This window comes from Streptomyces sp. NPDC006265 (genome assembly GCF_040613555.1).
Taxonomy (GTDB): Bacteria; Actinomycetota; Actinomycetes; order Streptomycetales; family Streptomycetaceae; genus Streptomyces.
In genome coordinates this window covers 1-15023 of the sequence record NZ_JBEXSH010000116.1, presented here as the reverse complement: position 1 = coordinate 15023, position 15023 = coordinate 1, and the positions used below count along the sequence as shown (strand labels likewise).

The following is a 15023-nucleotide window of genomic DNA, read 5'->3' as shown; positions in this document are numbered from 1 at the left end:
CAGGGGCTCCCCGGCGTGGTGCAGGGCGGCGAAGGCGGTGGCGGCTGCCGCCGGGCCGGACGGCTTCTGCTGCGGATCTGCGGTCATGCCGCCACGCTAAGCCCGGCTCACTTCGGCGCGGACCGAAGTACGGCGGACGTCGGCGAACCCGAGGAAGCAGACGGAGCGCGGTCCGAGGGCAGTCGTAGGGCGGCAGACCTCAGTCGACGTGCACGCCGGACCCGTCCAGCCGGACCCGTACGTCGGGCCCCTCGCTCCAGCGGATCGTCAGTCCCCCCTGCCCGGAAGCGGTTACGGCGACCGTTTCCGTCAGCGGGTCGGGGCCCACCTCGGCGGTGAGCCGGGCCAGGGCGACGAACAGGGTGGTGTCCCCGGTGGTGACGCCGGTGAGGTCGTCATCGAGACCGACGGCGGGCAGCAGTTCGGCCCGGGTGCCGTCCGGTGCGCTCCAGCCGGTCACCCGAACCGCCGTCCCCGGCGCCGCCCCCGCGACCAGATGCGCACGCACCTCCACCGCTCCGCGCGCCAGCACCACGCTCGTCACCCGCGCTCCCCCGCCGGCGGTGTGCCGGGAGGCCGCCCAGCCCTCGCCCACGCCGAGCGGTTCGATGCCGGTGCGGCTCGGGTCGCCGGCGACCAGGACGCTGTTGTCGTACGCGTCCGAGGGCATCGTCACCGTGGAGTACGCCAGCCGCGTGTAGTACGGGTCGTAGCGGACGTCCTCGCTGCCGTGGTTGTGCAGGCGGACCACCCCGTCGGAACGGGTGGACTGCAGAAGCCAGTTGGGCGGCCCCACGGGGGTGACACGGTCCGCGCGTTCGGCGGGGGCGGGTTCCTCCGGCGCCGTCCATACCTCGTGGTCCGGGGGCAGGAGCAGGCCGAGGAAGCCCTTGCTCGCCCAGTACGGGGAGGCCGGGCCCGAGTAGCCCTGGAGGACGGACTCGTCGGGGCCGTGCCAGCCGAGGGACAGCAGGCCCCGGTCGTCCACCGCGCCCCGGTCCAGGAAGTACTTCAGCGCGCCCGAGGCCAGCCGCCGGGTTCCGCCGGGGGACAGGGGCGTACGGCCGGTCAGCGCGCCCAGCCACAGCGGGGCCGTCGTGGCGAAGCGGTAGGTCAGCGAGCGGCCCTGGTGCATGGGGGCGCCGTCGCCGCCGAACAGGCGAGCGTAGTCCGAGAGGTGCCGGGAAAGACGGTCACCGTACAGTGCCAGCAGTCGCTCGTCCTGCTCCAGCCAGGCGTGCAGCACCGGGTAGAGGTGCATCGCCCAGCCGTTGTAGTAGTCGTACTTGCGGCCGTCGCCGTCGGTGTACCAGCCCTCGCCGACGTACCACTGTTCGATGCGTTCCAGGCCACGGTCGACGGCCGCGCGGGAAGCGTCCGGCTCGTAACCGATTTCGGCGAGAAAGCCGCCCACGGTGACCGGGAACAGCTCCCAGTTGCAGGGCCAGGGCTCGGCCGTGAGAGCGTCGGCCAGCCAGGCGGCCGTCCGCTGGCGTACGTCGTCGTCGAGGCGGTCCCAGAGCAGGTCCCGCGTGAGGCGGAGGGCCAGGGCGATGGACGCCGCCTCCACCAGGGGCTGGCTGCGGTCCTCGATGCGGGGCCAGACGCCCGAGACGCCGGCGGCGAGGCCGGTCGCATAGCGTTCCAGGGCCTTGTCGTCTCGGCGGAAGGCGGCGAGCAGCAGGGTGCGGGCGTAGCCCTCCAGACCGTCGGAGAGGCGGCCCGACCAGCTGGCCCGGTCGCCGGGCAGGTGGTAGAGCGCGCGGTCCTCGCTCGCGTACGGCTCGACGGCGGTGAGCAGGGAGTCGGCCGCCGCCTCCCAGTGGGCGCGGGTGTAGCCGGTGAACGGGGACGTCGTGCGGTCGGCGGGAGGCAGCTGCATCGGTTGTCTTTCGTGCTCGGGCCGGTCGGAACGGATCAGACCTGGAGCGCCCCGGTTCCGGTCGGGGCGCCCCAGGGGTTCATCCCACCCGCACCGTGCCCTCCGGCACCAGATGCAGGGTGACGAGTTCGTCGCGGACGAGGCCCGCGTAGGCCATCGCACCGCGCACCGACGTGTGCGTGTTGTCCCGCGCCTCGTTGGTGAGGTAGAGCGCCTTGGAGCCTTCCACGCCGAGGGACTCCACCAGCGCCTTGGTCTTCGCCGTGAGGTCGATCAGCGGGACGTCCCGCGCCGCGGCGACCGAGCGCACGACGGCCGGGTGGTCGACACCGAGGCCGTTGACCAGGAGCGCGGTTCCGTTGTTCAGCGTTCCGTCGGGATTGAACCAGCGCCGCACGATGGGAGTGACAAGGACCGGCTGTCCGCCCCGCTCCCGGATGCCCGCCACCAGAGCCTCCAGGTTGGCCCGGTAGGTGGCCTCGTCCGTGGTCTTGTCGTTGTGCGCGAGCTGGACCAGGACCGGATCGCCGGGGCGGATCAGGGGCCGTACGGTGGCCCACAGCTGCGGGTTCCCCAGATAGGTGACCGTACTCTCCCCGGAATCGGCGTAGTTGGCGACGGAGACGCCCTTGCGGAGGTACTGCGGCAGCTGCTGGCCCCAGCCGGAGTACGGATCGCCGGGCTGGTCGCAGACGGTGGAGTCGCCGACCAGGAAGATCTGGCGGGCGTGCCGGGCCCGCTTGACCTCGATGCCGGCGAGGGCCGGGGCGGTGCCGCCGATCCTCAGGTCGAGGCCGGGGGTTCCGTCGGGGCCGGTGGGCTCGCCCTCGGGGGTGCGGACGTTCACCGTGAAACTGCGGGTGACGCGTTTTCCGGCCGGTGCGGCCGTCTCGGGGAGCAGGGAGCGGCGGGTCTCACCACTGAGGCTCGTGCTGGACGCCACTTTCCCGCCGACTGTGACCCGTACGTCGTACGTGCCCGGCGGGACGTCGAAGTGACAGGTGCCGGCGGTGCAGTGGGCGAGGCCCCGGCCCCCGCTCCCCGCACCCGCGTGGGCGGGTACGGACGACAGCGCGGTCCCCAGGGTCACCGCTGCCACGACGGCGATGCTGAAACGTCTCACTCCAGGCTCCTCCCGGCACACGACAAGACCTGGAGGGGGACCGTACCGCTCCGGACAAGCGCTTTCTAGTCTTCCAGCAGCATTCACCAGATCTCTGGCCATGACTGAGTGAAAGCCCTTTCGCGAAATCGATTCAACTGTCACTCTCGCTCCCACCGCACCCCCCACCTTTCGCAGGAGGCACCCCCCATGCCCGGAGCCACGAACGGACCGGTCGGCCGCCGCACCGTCGTCCTCGCCGCCACGGCCGGTGCCGTCGGCGCGGCCCTCGCCCGCCCGGCGCACGCCGCCGGTTTCGGCTGGACCGACGACGGCGCGAACTACGTCGTCGACACCGGCGCCCAGCTCGTCTTCAAGGTCGGCAAGTCCACCGGCGACCTGACCTCCCTGGTCTACCGGGGCACGGAGTACCAGGGCTACGGCGGCATGAACTCGCACATCGAGTCCGGCCTCGGCACCTCCGCCGTGAGCATCAAGCAGTCCGGCACGACGATCCTGATCTCCGTCACGCATGGCGCGCTGAGGCACTACTACGCGGCCCGCAGCGGCGAGAACAACGTCTACCTGTGGACCAACAAGGCCGACACGTCCGTCACCGCGAGCCGGTACATCGTGCGGGTGCGGAAGGGGGCCTTCCGCAACGACGAGCCCGACTCCTACACCTACGCGCCCACCACCATCGAGGCCTCGGACGTCTTTCGCAAGTCCGACGGCCAGACCCGCTCGAAGCACTACTCCAAGCGGCGCGTCATGGACTACCACCACATCGGCTGGTCCGCCGGCGGCGTCGGCCTGTGGATGGTGCGCAGCAACCACGAGAAGGCCGCCGGCGGGCCCTTCTACCGCTCCCTCCTGCGCCACCAGAGCGCGGACGGCGGCGGCCTGTACGAGATCCTCCACTACGGCCAGAACCAGACCGAGGCGCAGCGCTTCGGTCTCCAGGGGCCGTACGTCATCGCCTTCACGGACGGCGGGGCACCCTCCTCCGCGCTGTACGCGGGCACACTGACCACGCCCTGGGCCGACTCGCTCGGCATCGCGGGGTACGTGCCGGCGAGCGGCCGGGGCAAGGTTGCGGGCGTCGGGATCTCCGGGCGGAACACGGCGTACCCGTACACCGTCGGGCTCGCCAACCCGTCGGCGCAGTACTGGGGTCCGGCGCGTTCCTCGGACGGCTGGTTCTCCCTTTCCGGTGTGCTGCCCGGGACGTACACGCTGACCGTGTACAAGGGCGAACTGGCGGTGTACACCACGTCGGTGAGCGTGTCGGCGGGCGATACGACGACCCTGAACACGATCGCGATCCCGTCCTCCAACGACCCGTCCAACGCGGGCGCGATCTGGCGGATCGGCGACTGGGACGGCACGCCGGGCGGGTTCAAGAACGCGGACCTGATGACGTACGCGCATCCGTCCGACGTACGGGCCGCGTCCTGGACCGGGAACGTGGTCGTCGGCAGCGGCCAGACGGCGGCCTTCCCCTGCTACCTCTGGAAGGACGTCAACAGCGGGATCCTGGTGTACTTCAAGCTGACGGCGGCCCAGGCGGCCGCCGCGCACACCCTGCGCATCGGGGTGACCACGGCGTACGCGAACGGCCGGCCCCAGGTCACCGTCAACGACGCCTGGACCTCGGCGATCCCCGCCCCGCCCACCCAGCCGGACACCCGGTCGCTGACCAACGGTTCCTACCGCGGCAACAACCACACGTTCACGTACGGCGTCCCGGCGTCCGCCTGGAGGACGGACACGAGTCAGTACAACGTGCTCAGGATCGACGTGGTGAGCGGGTCGGGGGCGAGCGGGTTCCTCAGCGCGGGGACGGCGGTCGACGCGATCGACCTGCTGGCCTGAGCGCCCTGCGGACCGCCCGGGTCGTCATGACCCGCGCGTCCACTGCTGGTTGGTGCCTCCGTTGCACGTGTACGTGATGATCGCGGCACCGTTGGCAGTGGACGCGCCGCTCACGTCGAGGCACTCGCCGCTCGCGCGGGACCTGACGTTCACGTACGAACCGGTGGTGGTCAGCGACCACTGCTGGTTCGTCGCGGAGGAGGCGCAGTTCTCCTGCGTGACCGTGCTCGCGTTCTCCTGTACGCACAGGCTGCTGTTCCTGACCATCAGCTGGTAGTAACCGCTTCCGACGGACTTGAACCAGTACTTCTGGTTACCGCCGCCGTTGCAGTCGTACTGCTTGATCTGGGCGCCCGCCCAGAGCGACTGGCTCGTGATGTCCGCGCACTTGGAGGAGTGGCGGGCGATCAGCGTGTTGTACGTGGCGGCGGTACCGGTGACGGTCCCGGCGGCCGTGTCGATCGTGACCTCGGGTGACCAGGCCATGGACATGGTGGTCGAGTTGGAGAAGGTCAGCGGCAGCCACACGTACCGGGAGTCGTTGACCGTCCCGCCGAAGGAGTTGCCCCAGCGGTCGCCCAGGTAGAGGTACGACGTGCCCGAGGTGCCCTGCACGGGCAGAACGAACGCGGTCTGCGAGCCGTACGCCGTCGAGTCGCCGATGTTCTTCATGGCCGACCAGGGGCCGGCGATGCTGGTGGCGGTGGCGTACTGCTGCTGGTTGGGGTTCCAGCCGGTGGCGCCCGAGGTCAGCATGAAGTACACGCCGCCCCGCTTGAACAGCGCCGGGGCCTCGCGGTGGCCGCCGGGCCAGGGATTGGCCACCAGGCTCGCGATGCCGGTGTAGTCGGCGGTGAGGCGGTAGATCTGGAGGTCGTAGTTCTCGCGGGCAGCGGAGATCATGTAGCCGGCGCCGTCCGTGTCGACGAAGACCGTGATGTCGCGGGACATGTGCTGGCCGAGCGGCCGGAAGCTGCCCTTCCAGGTGTAGTTGCCGTCGACGGTGTCGGAGACGGCGACGGCCGCGCGGGCCTCGCTGTAGTCGGTGCCGTTCTCCTTGTGCATCCACATCACGAACGTGCCGGTGGAGGCGTTGTACATGACCTTCGGCCGCTCGATGTTGGCGGTCGCGAGCTCCGGGTCACTGGTCTCGGTGAGGACGTGGTTGCGGAACTCCCAGTTCTTCAGGTCGGTCGAGCGGTAGGCGTCGACGTACCGGAAGGTGTTGTCGGCGTTGCGGTGCTCACCGAACCAGTAGTAGTAGGAGCCGACCTTCAGGACTCCGCCACCGTGCGCGTGGACGGGGGTGCCGGAGGCGTCCGTGAACTGGGTGCCGTTGGTGATCTTCTGGGGCGCGGCCTGGGCGGGGCCGGCGGTGGCGAGGGCGCCGAACAGTGCGAGGCCCAGGGCGAGAAGAGTGGCGTACACACGTCTCATGTCAGTCACCTGCCGTTGCCGTGTCGGCGACCGGGACGCCGAAGTCGGGGGTGCCGTCGCGCTTCCAGCCGAGCTTCTGGACACGGGTGTGGCGGTTGGGGTCGTTCAACGGGTCGCCGTTGATCTCCTTGTACTGCCGGGCGTGGTAGACGAGGACGTCGGTGCGGCCGTCCTCGGCGACCGTGAAGCAGTTGTGGCCGGGGCCGTACTGCTTGGTCGTGTCGTTGCTGGTGAAGACCGGGGTCGGCGACTTGGCCCAGCTCATCGGGTCCAGGAGGTGGCTGTCGGCGTCGGCGGTCAGCAGGCCCACGCAGTAGTTGAAGTCGGTGGCGCTGGCCGAGTACGTCATGAAGAGGCGGCCGTTGCGCTTGAGGACGTACGGGCCCTCGTTGACCCTGAATCCGATGCACTCCCAGTCGTACTCGGGAGTGGAGAGCCGCACCTGCGGGCCCTTCAGGGTCCACGGGTCGGCCATCTCCGAGAGGAAGACGCCCGTGTTGTTGTCCAGGCCGGGCTCGTGCTGGGCCCAGGCGAGGTAGCGCTTGCCCCGGTGGGTGAAGGTCGTGGCGTCCAGGGAGAAGGTTTCCCACGCCGTCTTGACCTGGCCCCTCTCCACCCAGGTGCCCTTGAAGGGGTTGGGGTGGGCGTTCTCCAGCACCCATATGCGGATCGCCCAGACGTCCTCGGCGGGCGCGGAGGCGAAGTAGATGTACCACTTGCCGCCGATGCGGTGCAGTTCGGGCGCCCAGATGTGGGCGCCCATGGGGCCGGTGGCGTGGGCGCGCCAGATGACGGACTCGTCCGCCGTGCCGAGGCCGCGCAGGGTGCGGGAGCGGCGCAGGATGATGCGGTCGTACTCGGGTGCGGTGGCGGTGAAGTAGTAGAAGCCGTCCTTGTGCCGGTTGATGTGGGGATCGGCACGGTTGTGGACCAGAGGGTTCACGAAGGGGGCCGGCTTCGGACGCCCGGCGGTCGTTCCGGCAGCGCTTTCTCCCCAGGGTGCTGCCTCGGCGACGCCGGGGAGGGCGGGGACGGCTGCCAGGGCGCCGGCGGCTGCGGCGCCCCTCAACAGCATTCTGCGGCTGGGGGGTTCGGGCAGAGCGTGGTCGCGGTCGCGGCTCATGCGGTGGGGCCTGCCTCTCACTGGGGACACACGGCGTCGTCGTCGGATGCGACGTCTGATATCTCGAACACCATCTGTCATTACGAACGCCGAAAAGGTAAGGGGGTGACACGAGGAGGTCAACGGGTCTGACGGGAGGAACACGTCGGGCTTGGTGACGAACACGCCCGGCTCGTTTCGGAAACAGCGGCCGCCGAATTTTCTGTTATCGGCGGAGACATGGCCCGTCTCCGGTCATGTGCGCAGCCTGATCCACACCACAGCAGCGGCCGCGGGCGTCCTCGCGGCGGTCGCGTCCCTGGTCACCGCTCCCCCGGCGGTGGCCGCCGGCGCCCGTGACGTCACGGCCGAGGTGCTGGCCGGCCGGGACGTGACACTCGGCGGCGACACGGTCGTCACCGTGCCGCCCGGGACGACGACGTACGACGGCGTGTTCCGCGGCGAGGGCACGCTCACGGTGCGCGGCAGCGGGACGCTGATACTGACCAGGGACAGCGACTTCACGCTCCCCCGGGCCCGGCAGCGGCAACGGGTGCGGACGGCGGGCGGCAACCACCCGTACGTCACGGTCAGCCGGCCCGACCCTCCGGCGGTCACCGTCGAGCGCGGTGCGACGCTCCAGTACGGCGACGGCGGCACGACCGGTCTGATCGGCCACTTCCCGTACGGCACCCCGGCGTTCCGCCTCAACCAGGACAACATCCGGGTCGACGGCACCCTGCGCCTCTCCCTCAGGAACGCCTACACCCTGGGCACCATCAGCGGCTCGGGCCTGATCACACAGCCCAGGTTCCTGTGGGGCACGTGGGACCTGCCGGGCACCCACTCCTTCTCCGGGGTGATCGACAACGGCACGCAGGCGAACGCCGGGCGCCCCGAGTACGCGACCTCGCTGCCACGCGTCCGCAAGATCCTCAACCAGGGCACCTGGACGGTCGACACCCCGCTGGGCCGGACCGTCACGATGGGCATGGACTTCTACCAGCGTGAGTACGGCAGCGACATCAACGTCCAGTCCCGGCCGGGCGGCGAGGTGGTCCTGACCGGCCAGTACAGCTGGTCGGACCAGGGCGGCGACACCGATCCGTCGCTCAGCGACCCGGGCCTCAACTGGACGCCCGCCCGCAAGAACGTCAACAAGCGCGGCACCAACATCAAGGGCGCGAACGTCCGGTGGGGCGACGGCACGACCGACCGGATCTTCATGCCGGGTACGGCGGAGACCGTTTACATCAACTTGCTGGCGGCCCGGGAGCGTTCCCGGCTCACCTTCGACTACAACGGCCCGGTGACGCTCGGTGCCCCCATCGGCGGCGGCAGATTCCACGACACCCTGTCGGCCCCCGGCGCCGGTGACGTCGTCATCGCGGGCACGCCCGGCAACGACGTGACCTTCGCGGCCGTCCAGTTCTACGACGGCTCCACGACGGTGGAGAAGGGCGCGGTCCTGCGCCTGGGCAGCGGCAGTCGGGGCGGCGACGGCGGCCTGTACACGGGCGGCACCCACTACCGGCTCGTCAACGACGGCGCCCTGGTCCTGCGCAACACGACCAGGCCCCTCACCCTCTCCCGCCTCGCCGGCAGCGGCTCCCTCACCCAGTCGGGCACCGCCACCACGACCCTGACGGGCGGGGCGGTGACGTACACCGGACCGACCACGGTCTCCACGGGCACGCTGGCGCTGCGTGGCGGAGCCACCCTCACCCACAGCAGGGCGATACGGCTCACCTCGACCGGGGCGAAACTGGACGCGGGCCGGCCGGGCCTGCGGGTGGCGACGACGCTGACCGGCAAGGGCACGGTGAACGGCGCGGTCACCAACGACGGCACGGTCACGACGGGCCTCACCGTCAACGGCCCCTACACGCAGAGCCCGAAGGGCTCACTGGTCCTGCGGAACAAGCCGCTGACCGTGACGGGCCAGGTCCGGCTGGCCGGGGGCCTCGACGTCTCGTCCGCGCCTCGGGACGCCTCCGAGATCACCGTGCTGGACCACAGGGGCGAGGCCGGCACGTCGGGAACCTTCACCGGCCTGAAGGAGGGCGCCCGCCTCGACCTGGCCGGCACCACCTACCGCCTCACCTACCGGGGCGGCGACGGCAACGACGTCGTCCTCACCACCGACCGCGCTCCCCACCCGTCCCGCACCCCCTCCGCGCCCTCCGCAGTGACCCCCCGCAGCGCCGGCGCCGCACCACACCCCGGCTTCGGCTGGTGGCCCTACGCCCTGGGCTCCGCCCTGATCATCAGCCTCGCGGTACCGGTGGCGACGCGGCGGGGGCGGGGCGGGCGGCGTGGCGGGCGGCATGCGGGCCGCGCGCGGCAGTGACCCGGAGGCTCGGCCCCGGGTGCGGTGAGCGTGAGGTGGCCGCCGTCCGGGGTGATGAGGGGGCGGACGACGGCCAGCAGTGGATCCCGGCGCTGCGTCCGGTACACGCTTTCCTCGCTGACGACCATGAAGCTGCGGTCGTGCGCCAGTCCCGCCGGGGTCAGCAGCGCCTCGCGCACCGACGTACCGGCGCAGCCCTTGACGGGGTAGTAGGACAACTCGACGACTCGGGCCATGACCTTCCGTTCCGTAGGGCGGTTCAGCGGTTCAGCGGCCGCTGGGGGCTTCGGGGAACCCGAGCCGGGGCGCCAGCAGCCGTGCCTCGGCCGCCCGTTCGGCCAGGTAGGCCAGGGTCAGGCCCCGTTCCCGGTAGCGGAGTTCGGCCGGGACGGTGCCCTCGCCGCCGTAGGCCACCGGCTCCTCGTCGGCCCGGGCCAGCATCAGTGCCGTGAGCCAGTCGTACTTCACCGCGCAGGCACACACGCCGAGCCGTACGAGGGCTTCGTCGCCGTGCCAGCCGCTCCCGCGCAGCCCCTGCACGTAGGCGTCGTACGCCGCCTTGGCCAGGCCCGGCAGGTCGGCGGCGGGGACGAACAGGTCGAAGACGCAGTCCGGGGGGTAGTTGCCGAGGTCCTCGCCGAGGGCGCCGTCCCCGGCGAACGCCCAGTCGAGCAGGACGCCCGCGCCGGGGCCGTCCGAGCGGAGGTTCGCCGGCCACTGGTCGAGGTGGCACAGGGCGCGGGGCAGCGACTCCATGACCGTGAGGAACCACTCGCGGTCGTGATGGAGGCGGACCATGTCCTCACGCAGGCCGGGCGGGAAGTGCCGTCGGATCAGGGGGTGCTGCCACGCCTCGTCGGTGTCGAGCAGGGCCTCGCCCGTCGTCTTCCCCGCCGTGTAGTCCCGCAGGAAGCGCCGCGAGAGCCACGGGGTGTCCTCCCCCGCGCCCACCGTGCCCTGTGCGGCGCCCAGCCGGTGGGCGTGGTCGACGTGGCGGGTCAGGGGCCAGACGGTCGCCGGTTCGCCCGGCACGTCCTCCAGCCACAACGCCACGTCCCCGTCGGGGCGTTCGGCGCACTCCAGGAGCCGGGGCGCGCGGATGCCGTGCCGCTGCCAGACCTGGGCGAGGCCGGACCGGTAGACGTAGGCCTCGCGGCGCCAGAAGTTCCAGTGGCGCGGATCGTTGGACGCCGACCAGTTGACGCCGGTCTCCTTCGTGCGTGTCAGGACCTTCAGGACGGCCGAGCGGTCGCCGCCGGTGACCCGCCACACCCCGGCCGTGACGCCGTTCCACGGGTTGTGTGTGAGCGGCTCGAACACCGCCCTGTCCGCCGGGACTCCCAGGACCTCACGTACTTCGGCATGCGCTGCAGCGACCTCGGGCATCCCCCGATGCTATGCCGCCGCCTCCGCCGTGTCCTTGCGTCCGCGCAGCCACACGTACACCGGGATTCCGGCGAACAGGAACAGCACGCCCTGGTACACGGCCGCGTACCCGGCACCGGCGATCAGCCAGAACGAGAAGCCGAAGGAGAGGACCGCGACCGTCAGGTCCCGGGCGAGTCCGGCGGGGCGATGGGGGCCCCTCCCGCTCGAGCGAAGCCGAGAGTGGGGGAGTTCGCGGGTGCCGCGGGCCAGCCAGTACAGCTGGGCCGCCGCCGACAGCAGGTACGGCACGCAGCCGGTGAACGTGGCGATCAGGACGAGGACGCGGAAGGTGGTGTCCGGGCCGGCCGTGTAGTTGAGGGCGATGAGGAGGCTGCCGAGGACGGCGCAGGCCCACACCCCGAAGCCGGGGACGCCGCCCTTGCCGAGGCGGGCGAAGGGCGCGGGGAAGAGGCCGTCGCGGGCGGCGGCGTACGGCATCTGCGCGGCCATGAGGATCCAGCCGTTGAGGCAGCCGGTGATCGAGGCGACGGCGACCAGGGCGATGGCGGTGCCGCCCCAGCCGCCGCCGGTGATCGCGTTCACGGCGTCGGCGAACGGGGCGCCCGAGTCGACGAGCCGGTCGTGCGGGACCAGCCCGAAGACGGCGATCGTGCCGAGGACATAGACGAGGGCGGAGGCCAGGGTGCCGAGGACGCTCGCCCGGCCGACCGTGCGCTCGGGGTCGCGGACCTCGCCCGCGCTGACCGCGGCCGACTCGACACCGAGGAAGCTGTACAGCAGCAGCGCGGCGGAGGCGGCGAGCGCGCCGGAGACGCTCTGGCCGGAGGCGTTGAACGGGCCGAAGTTGTCCGCGTCGACGAAGAACAGGCCGATCGTGGCGAGCAGGAGCAGCGGTACGAACTTCAGGATCGTGGAGACGACCTGCACCGCACCGACCCAGCGCGTGCCGGCGAAGTTCGCCGCGGCGGGCAGCCAGAGGGCGGCCATCGCGACGAGGGCCTGGAGGGTGTGGTTGCCGTGCAGGGGTATCAGGACGTCGACGTAACCGACGACCGCGACGGCCAGGGCGGCGATGCTGACCCAGCACATCGTCCAGTACGACCAGGCCGACAGGAACCCGGCGAACTCTCCGAAGGCGTCCCGCGGGTAGACGTACAGGCCGCCGGTGACGGGGCTGCGCCGTGCGAGCTTGCCGAAGAGCAGCGCGAGCAGCGCGGCTCCGACCGAGAGCACGAGGAAGGCGAGCAGGCTGATCGTGCCGTAGGGGGCGACGGTGGCGGGCAGGGCGAAGATGCCGCCGCCAATGATGTTGCCCATGACGAGGGCCGTGGCGGCGGCGAGGCCGAAGGTGCGGCGGGGGGCCGGGGCGGGGGCGGGGGCGGCGGCCGGGGCTGTCTCGGCGGCCGGGGCCGGCTCGGGGGATTCGGGGCCGGTGGGTTCGGCGGCCCCGGTGGGGCGGGGGACGGTCATGGGCGTTCCTGTACGAGCGGAGGGGGAGGGCCGTGATCGTAACCCGCTGTCCCACATGCTGGGCGACCTGTTCACACACTGGACATGCCCGGCTGGGGTCCGCGGCCGTTTCTCGACTACCGTCGTCGGCATGACCAGCACCCTCACCCTCGCCGCAGCCCTCGCCGCCGGGACGGTCGTCCTCGACGGCGGCATGTCCAACCAGCTCGAGTCGGCCGGGCACGACCTGAGCGACGAGCTGTGGTCGGCGCGGCTGCTCGCCGAACAGCCGGAGGCGGTGACCGAGGCGCACCTCGCCTACTTCCGGGCTGGGGCGGACGTGGCGATCACCGCCAGCTACCAGGCCACGTTCGAGGGATTCGCCAAGCGCGGGATCAGCCGTGACCGGGCGGCCGAACTCATGGTGCTGAGCGTGGAGTCGGCCCGGGAGGCGGCCCGGCGTGCGGCTGTCTCGCGGCCCTTGTGGGTGGCGGCGTCGGCCGGTCCGTACGGGGCGATGCTCGCGGACGGCTCGGAGTACCGGGGACGCTACGGGCTGAGCGTGGACGCGCTGGAGCGTTTCCACCGGCCGCGTCTTGAGGTGCTGGCCGCGGCCCGGCCCGACGTCCTGGCGCTGGAGACGGTCCCGGACGCCGACGAGGCCGCGGCCCTGCTGCGGGCGGTTCGCGGGCTCGGGGTGCCGGCCTGGCTGACGTATTCCGTCGCCGGCGACCGCACGCGTGCCGGGCAGCCGCTGGAGGAGGCCTTCGCCCTGGCCGCGGAGGCGGACGAGGTGATCGCGGTCGGGGTGAACTGCTGCGCGCCGCAGGACGTGGAGGCCGCGGCGGCGACGGCAGCGCGGGTCACGGGCAAGCCGGTCGTCGTCTACCCCAACAACGGCGAGACCTGGGACGCCGAGGCGCGTGCCTGGGCCGGCCGGTCCACCTTCACCACCGGCCAGGTGAAGGGCTGGCAGCAGGCGGGGGCACGGCTGATCGGCGGCTGCTGCCGGGTCGGCCCGGACGGCATCGCGGGCATCGCGGGGGCCCTGGGAGCGGCATAGCCCCACGGCATCGCGGGGCGGGGCAAGCGGCATACCCCATAAGGCGTCGCGCCCTGCCCCGGCAGTACGCGCACACCACTCCTGCGCTCCCCTCCCCGCTGCTAGCCTCCGTCATGGGAACCGGTTGCTACGGCGTTGCCGCAGTTCCCCAGGGGGTGGCGCGGACCGGTGCCCGGAGAGACGAGGCAGGCATGACGAGGAAGAGCGGGGACGCGGGCCGCAGCACCATCCGGGACGTCGCGGCGCGTGCGGGGGTCTCCGCGTCGACGGTGTCCCGGGTGCTGGGCGGGGCGTATCCGGTGAGCGCGGCGACCCGCGGGAGCGTGATGCGGGCGGTCCGCGAGCTGGACTACGTGGCCGACGCCCGGGCGAAGGCGATCGCCGGGGCCGGCACACCCACCCTCGCCTTCGTGCTGGAGGACATCACCGGCCCGTCGTTCGCGCACATGGCCCACGGCGTGGAGCGCGAGGCGACCCGGCTCGGCCATCTCTGCCTGGTGTGCAGTACGGAGGGCGACGTCCGGCACGAGCTGGAGTTCGTCGAGATGATGCGGGCCCAGCGGGCGGCCGCCGTGATCCTGGTCGGCGGCACGGCCGACACCCCCGAGTACCGCGAGCGCACCCACCGCATGGCCGACTCCCTGGCCTCGGCCGGTTCCCGCCTGGTCCTCTGCGGCCGGCCGCCGCTGGCCCCGGGCGCCCCGGTGACGGTCATCGAGTACGACAACGAGGGCGGCGCCCACACCCTGGTCGCCCACGTGCTCGCACAGGGCCACAGCCGGGTGCTGTACCTCGGCGGCCGGGCGGACCACACCACGGCCCTGGGCCGTGAACGCGGTTACCTCGCCGCGCACCGGGCCCGCGGCCTCACCCCCGACCCGTCCCTCGTCCTGCACGGCGACTTCACCCGGGACGCCGGTCACCGTCTGATGCGGCAGGCGATCGAGGACGGCCTGGAGTTCAGCGCGGTGGTGGCGGCCACGGACATGGTCGCGGCGGGCGCCCTCACCGCGCTGCACGAGGCGGGCCTGACGGTGCCGGGCGACGTCTCCCTCGCCGGGTACGACGACATCCCGTTCGCCCGAGACCTGCACCCCGCCCTGACGACCGTTCACGTCCCCTACGAGGAACTCGGCCGTCTCGCCGTCCGCACGGCCCTGGAGCGCACGCCGGGCGCTCCGGACGAACACCTGCTGCTGGGCACGCACGTGGTGGTGAGGGACTCGGTGGGGCCGCCCGGGTCGCGCTAGTGCCGCGGCAGGCAACGTTCGCCCCGTCACGACGCCCGGCACGCTCCCCCAGGCTCTCGACTCCGCTCGAGCAGGGGGTACCCCCACTCGCCGCACCGGCCGAAACCCCGAGTACGTCCAGTAC

At 71.9% G+C, this 15023-nt stretch carries 10 protein-coding genes and 1 pseudogene; 4 read left to right on the top strand and 7 right to left on the bottom strand.

What is annotated here, in order from left to right; all coding sequences use genetic code 11:
* Positions 1-199 precede the first annotated feature (199 nt).
* Together ABZ281_RS12715 and ABZ281_RS12710 are read right to left on the bottom strand one after the other, a co-directional pair.
* Positions 200-1882: a DUF2264 domain-containing protein gene (locus ABZ281_RS12715; RefSeq protein WP_356654822.1), complete on the bottom strand. Its 1683-nt coding sequence runs from the start codon at positions 1880-1882 to the stop codon at positions 200-202.
* A 79-nt stretch (positions 1883-1961) separates the two neighbouring features.
* Positions 1962-3005: a rhamnogalacturonan acetylesterase gene (locus ABZ281_RS12710; protein ID WP_356654820.1), complete on the bottom strand. Its 1044-nt coding sequence runs from the start codon at positions 3003-3005 to the stop codon at positions 1962-1964.
* Between the two features lie 189 nt (positions 3006-3194).
* On the opposite strand from ABZ281_RS12710, the gene ABZ281_RS12705 reads away from it, so the two are divergent.
* A complete protein-coding gene (locus ABZ281_RS12705) occupies positions 3195-4859 on the top strand; it encodes a rhamnogalacturonan lyase B N-terminal domain-containing protein (protein WP_356654818.1) in 1665 nt (554 codons plus the stop codon).
* A gap of 24 nt (positions 4860-4883) precedes the next feature.
* Here the strand turns inward: ABZ281_RS12705 and ABZ281_RS12700 are convergent, their stop codons facing one another.
* Positions 4884-6296, bottom strand: coding sequence for an RICIN domain-containing protein (locus ABZ281_RS12700; protein ID WP_356654816.1), 1413 nt, complete (start codon positions 6294-6296; stop codon positions 4884-4886).
* A 1-nt stretch (position 6297) separates the two neighbouring features.
* Positions 6298-7419 carry a glycoside hydrolase family 43 protein gene (locus tag ABZ281_RS12695; RefSeq protein ID WP_356654814.1) on the bottom strand — a complete coding sequence of 374 codons (1122 nt, stop codon included), beginning with the start codon at positions 7417-7419 and terminating at the stop codon, positions 6298-6300.
* Between the two features lie 238 nt (positions 7420-7657).
* On the opposite strand from ABZ281_RS12695, the gene ABZ281_RS12690 reads away from it, so the two are divergent.
* Positions 7658-9748 (top strand): autotransporter, encoded by a 2091-nt coding sequence (locus ABZ281_RS12690; protein ID WP_356654812.1) that lies wholly within the window; start codon positions 7658-7660, stop codon positions 9746-9748.
* Positions 9749-9762: 14 nt separating this feature from the next.
* On the opposite strand, the pseudogene ABZ281_RS12685 reads toward ABZ281_RS12690, so the two are convergent.
* The 3 genes and pseudogenes from ABZ281_RS12685 to ABZ281_RS12675 form a co-directional block, all read right to left on the bottom strand.
* A pseudogene (locus ABZ281_RS12685) lies at positions 9763-9984 on the bottom strand (MOSC domain-containing protein); the annotation flags it as partial.
* Between the two features lie 31 nt (positions 9985-10015).
* Positions 10016-11134, bottom strand: coding sequence for an aminoglycoside phosphotransferase (locus tag ABZ281_RS12680; RefSeq protein WP_356654810.1), 1119 nt, complete (start codon positions 11132-11134; stop codon positions 10016-10018).
* 9 nt (positions 11135-11143) lie between these two features.
* Positions 11144-12607 (bottom strand): amino acid permease, encoded by a 1464-nt coding sequence (locus ABZ281_RS12675; RefSeq protein WP_356654808.1) that lies wholly within the window; start codon positions 12605-12607, stop codon positions 11144-11146.
* Positions 12608-12737: 130 nt separating this feature from the next.
* Here ABZ281_RS12675 and mmuM point away from each other — a divergent pair, with 130 nt between their 5' ends.
* Together mmuM and ABZ281_RS12665 are read left to right on the top strand one after the other, a co-directional pair.
* Positions 12738-13649: a homocysteine S-methyltransferase gene (mmuM, locus tag ABZ281_RS12670; protein WP_356654806.1), complete on the top strand. Its 912-nt coding sequence runs from the start codon at positions 12738-12740 to the stop codon at positions 13647-13649.
* A 191-nt stretch (positions 13650-13840) separates the two neighbouring features.
* Positions 13841-14899, top strand: coding sequence for a LacI family DNA-binding transcriptional regulator (locus ABZ281_RS12665; protein WP_356654804.1), 1059 nt, complete (start codon positions 13841-13843; stop codon positions 14897-14899).
* The last annotated feature ends 124 nt before the right edge of the window (positions 14900-15023 follow it).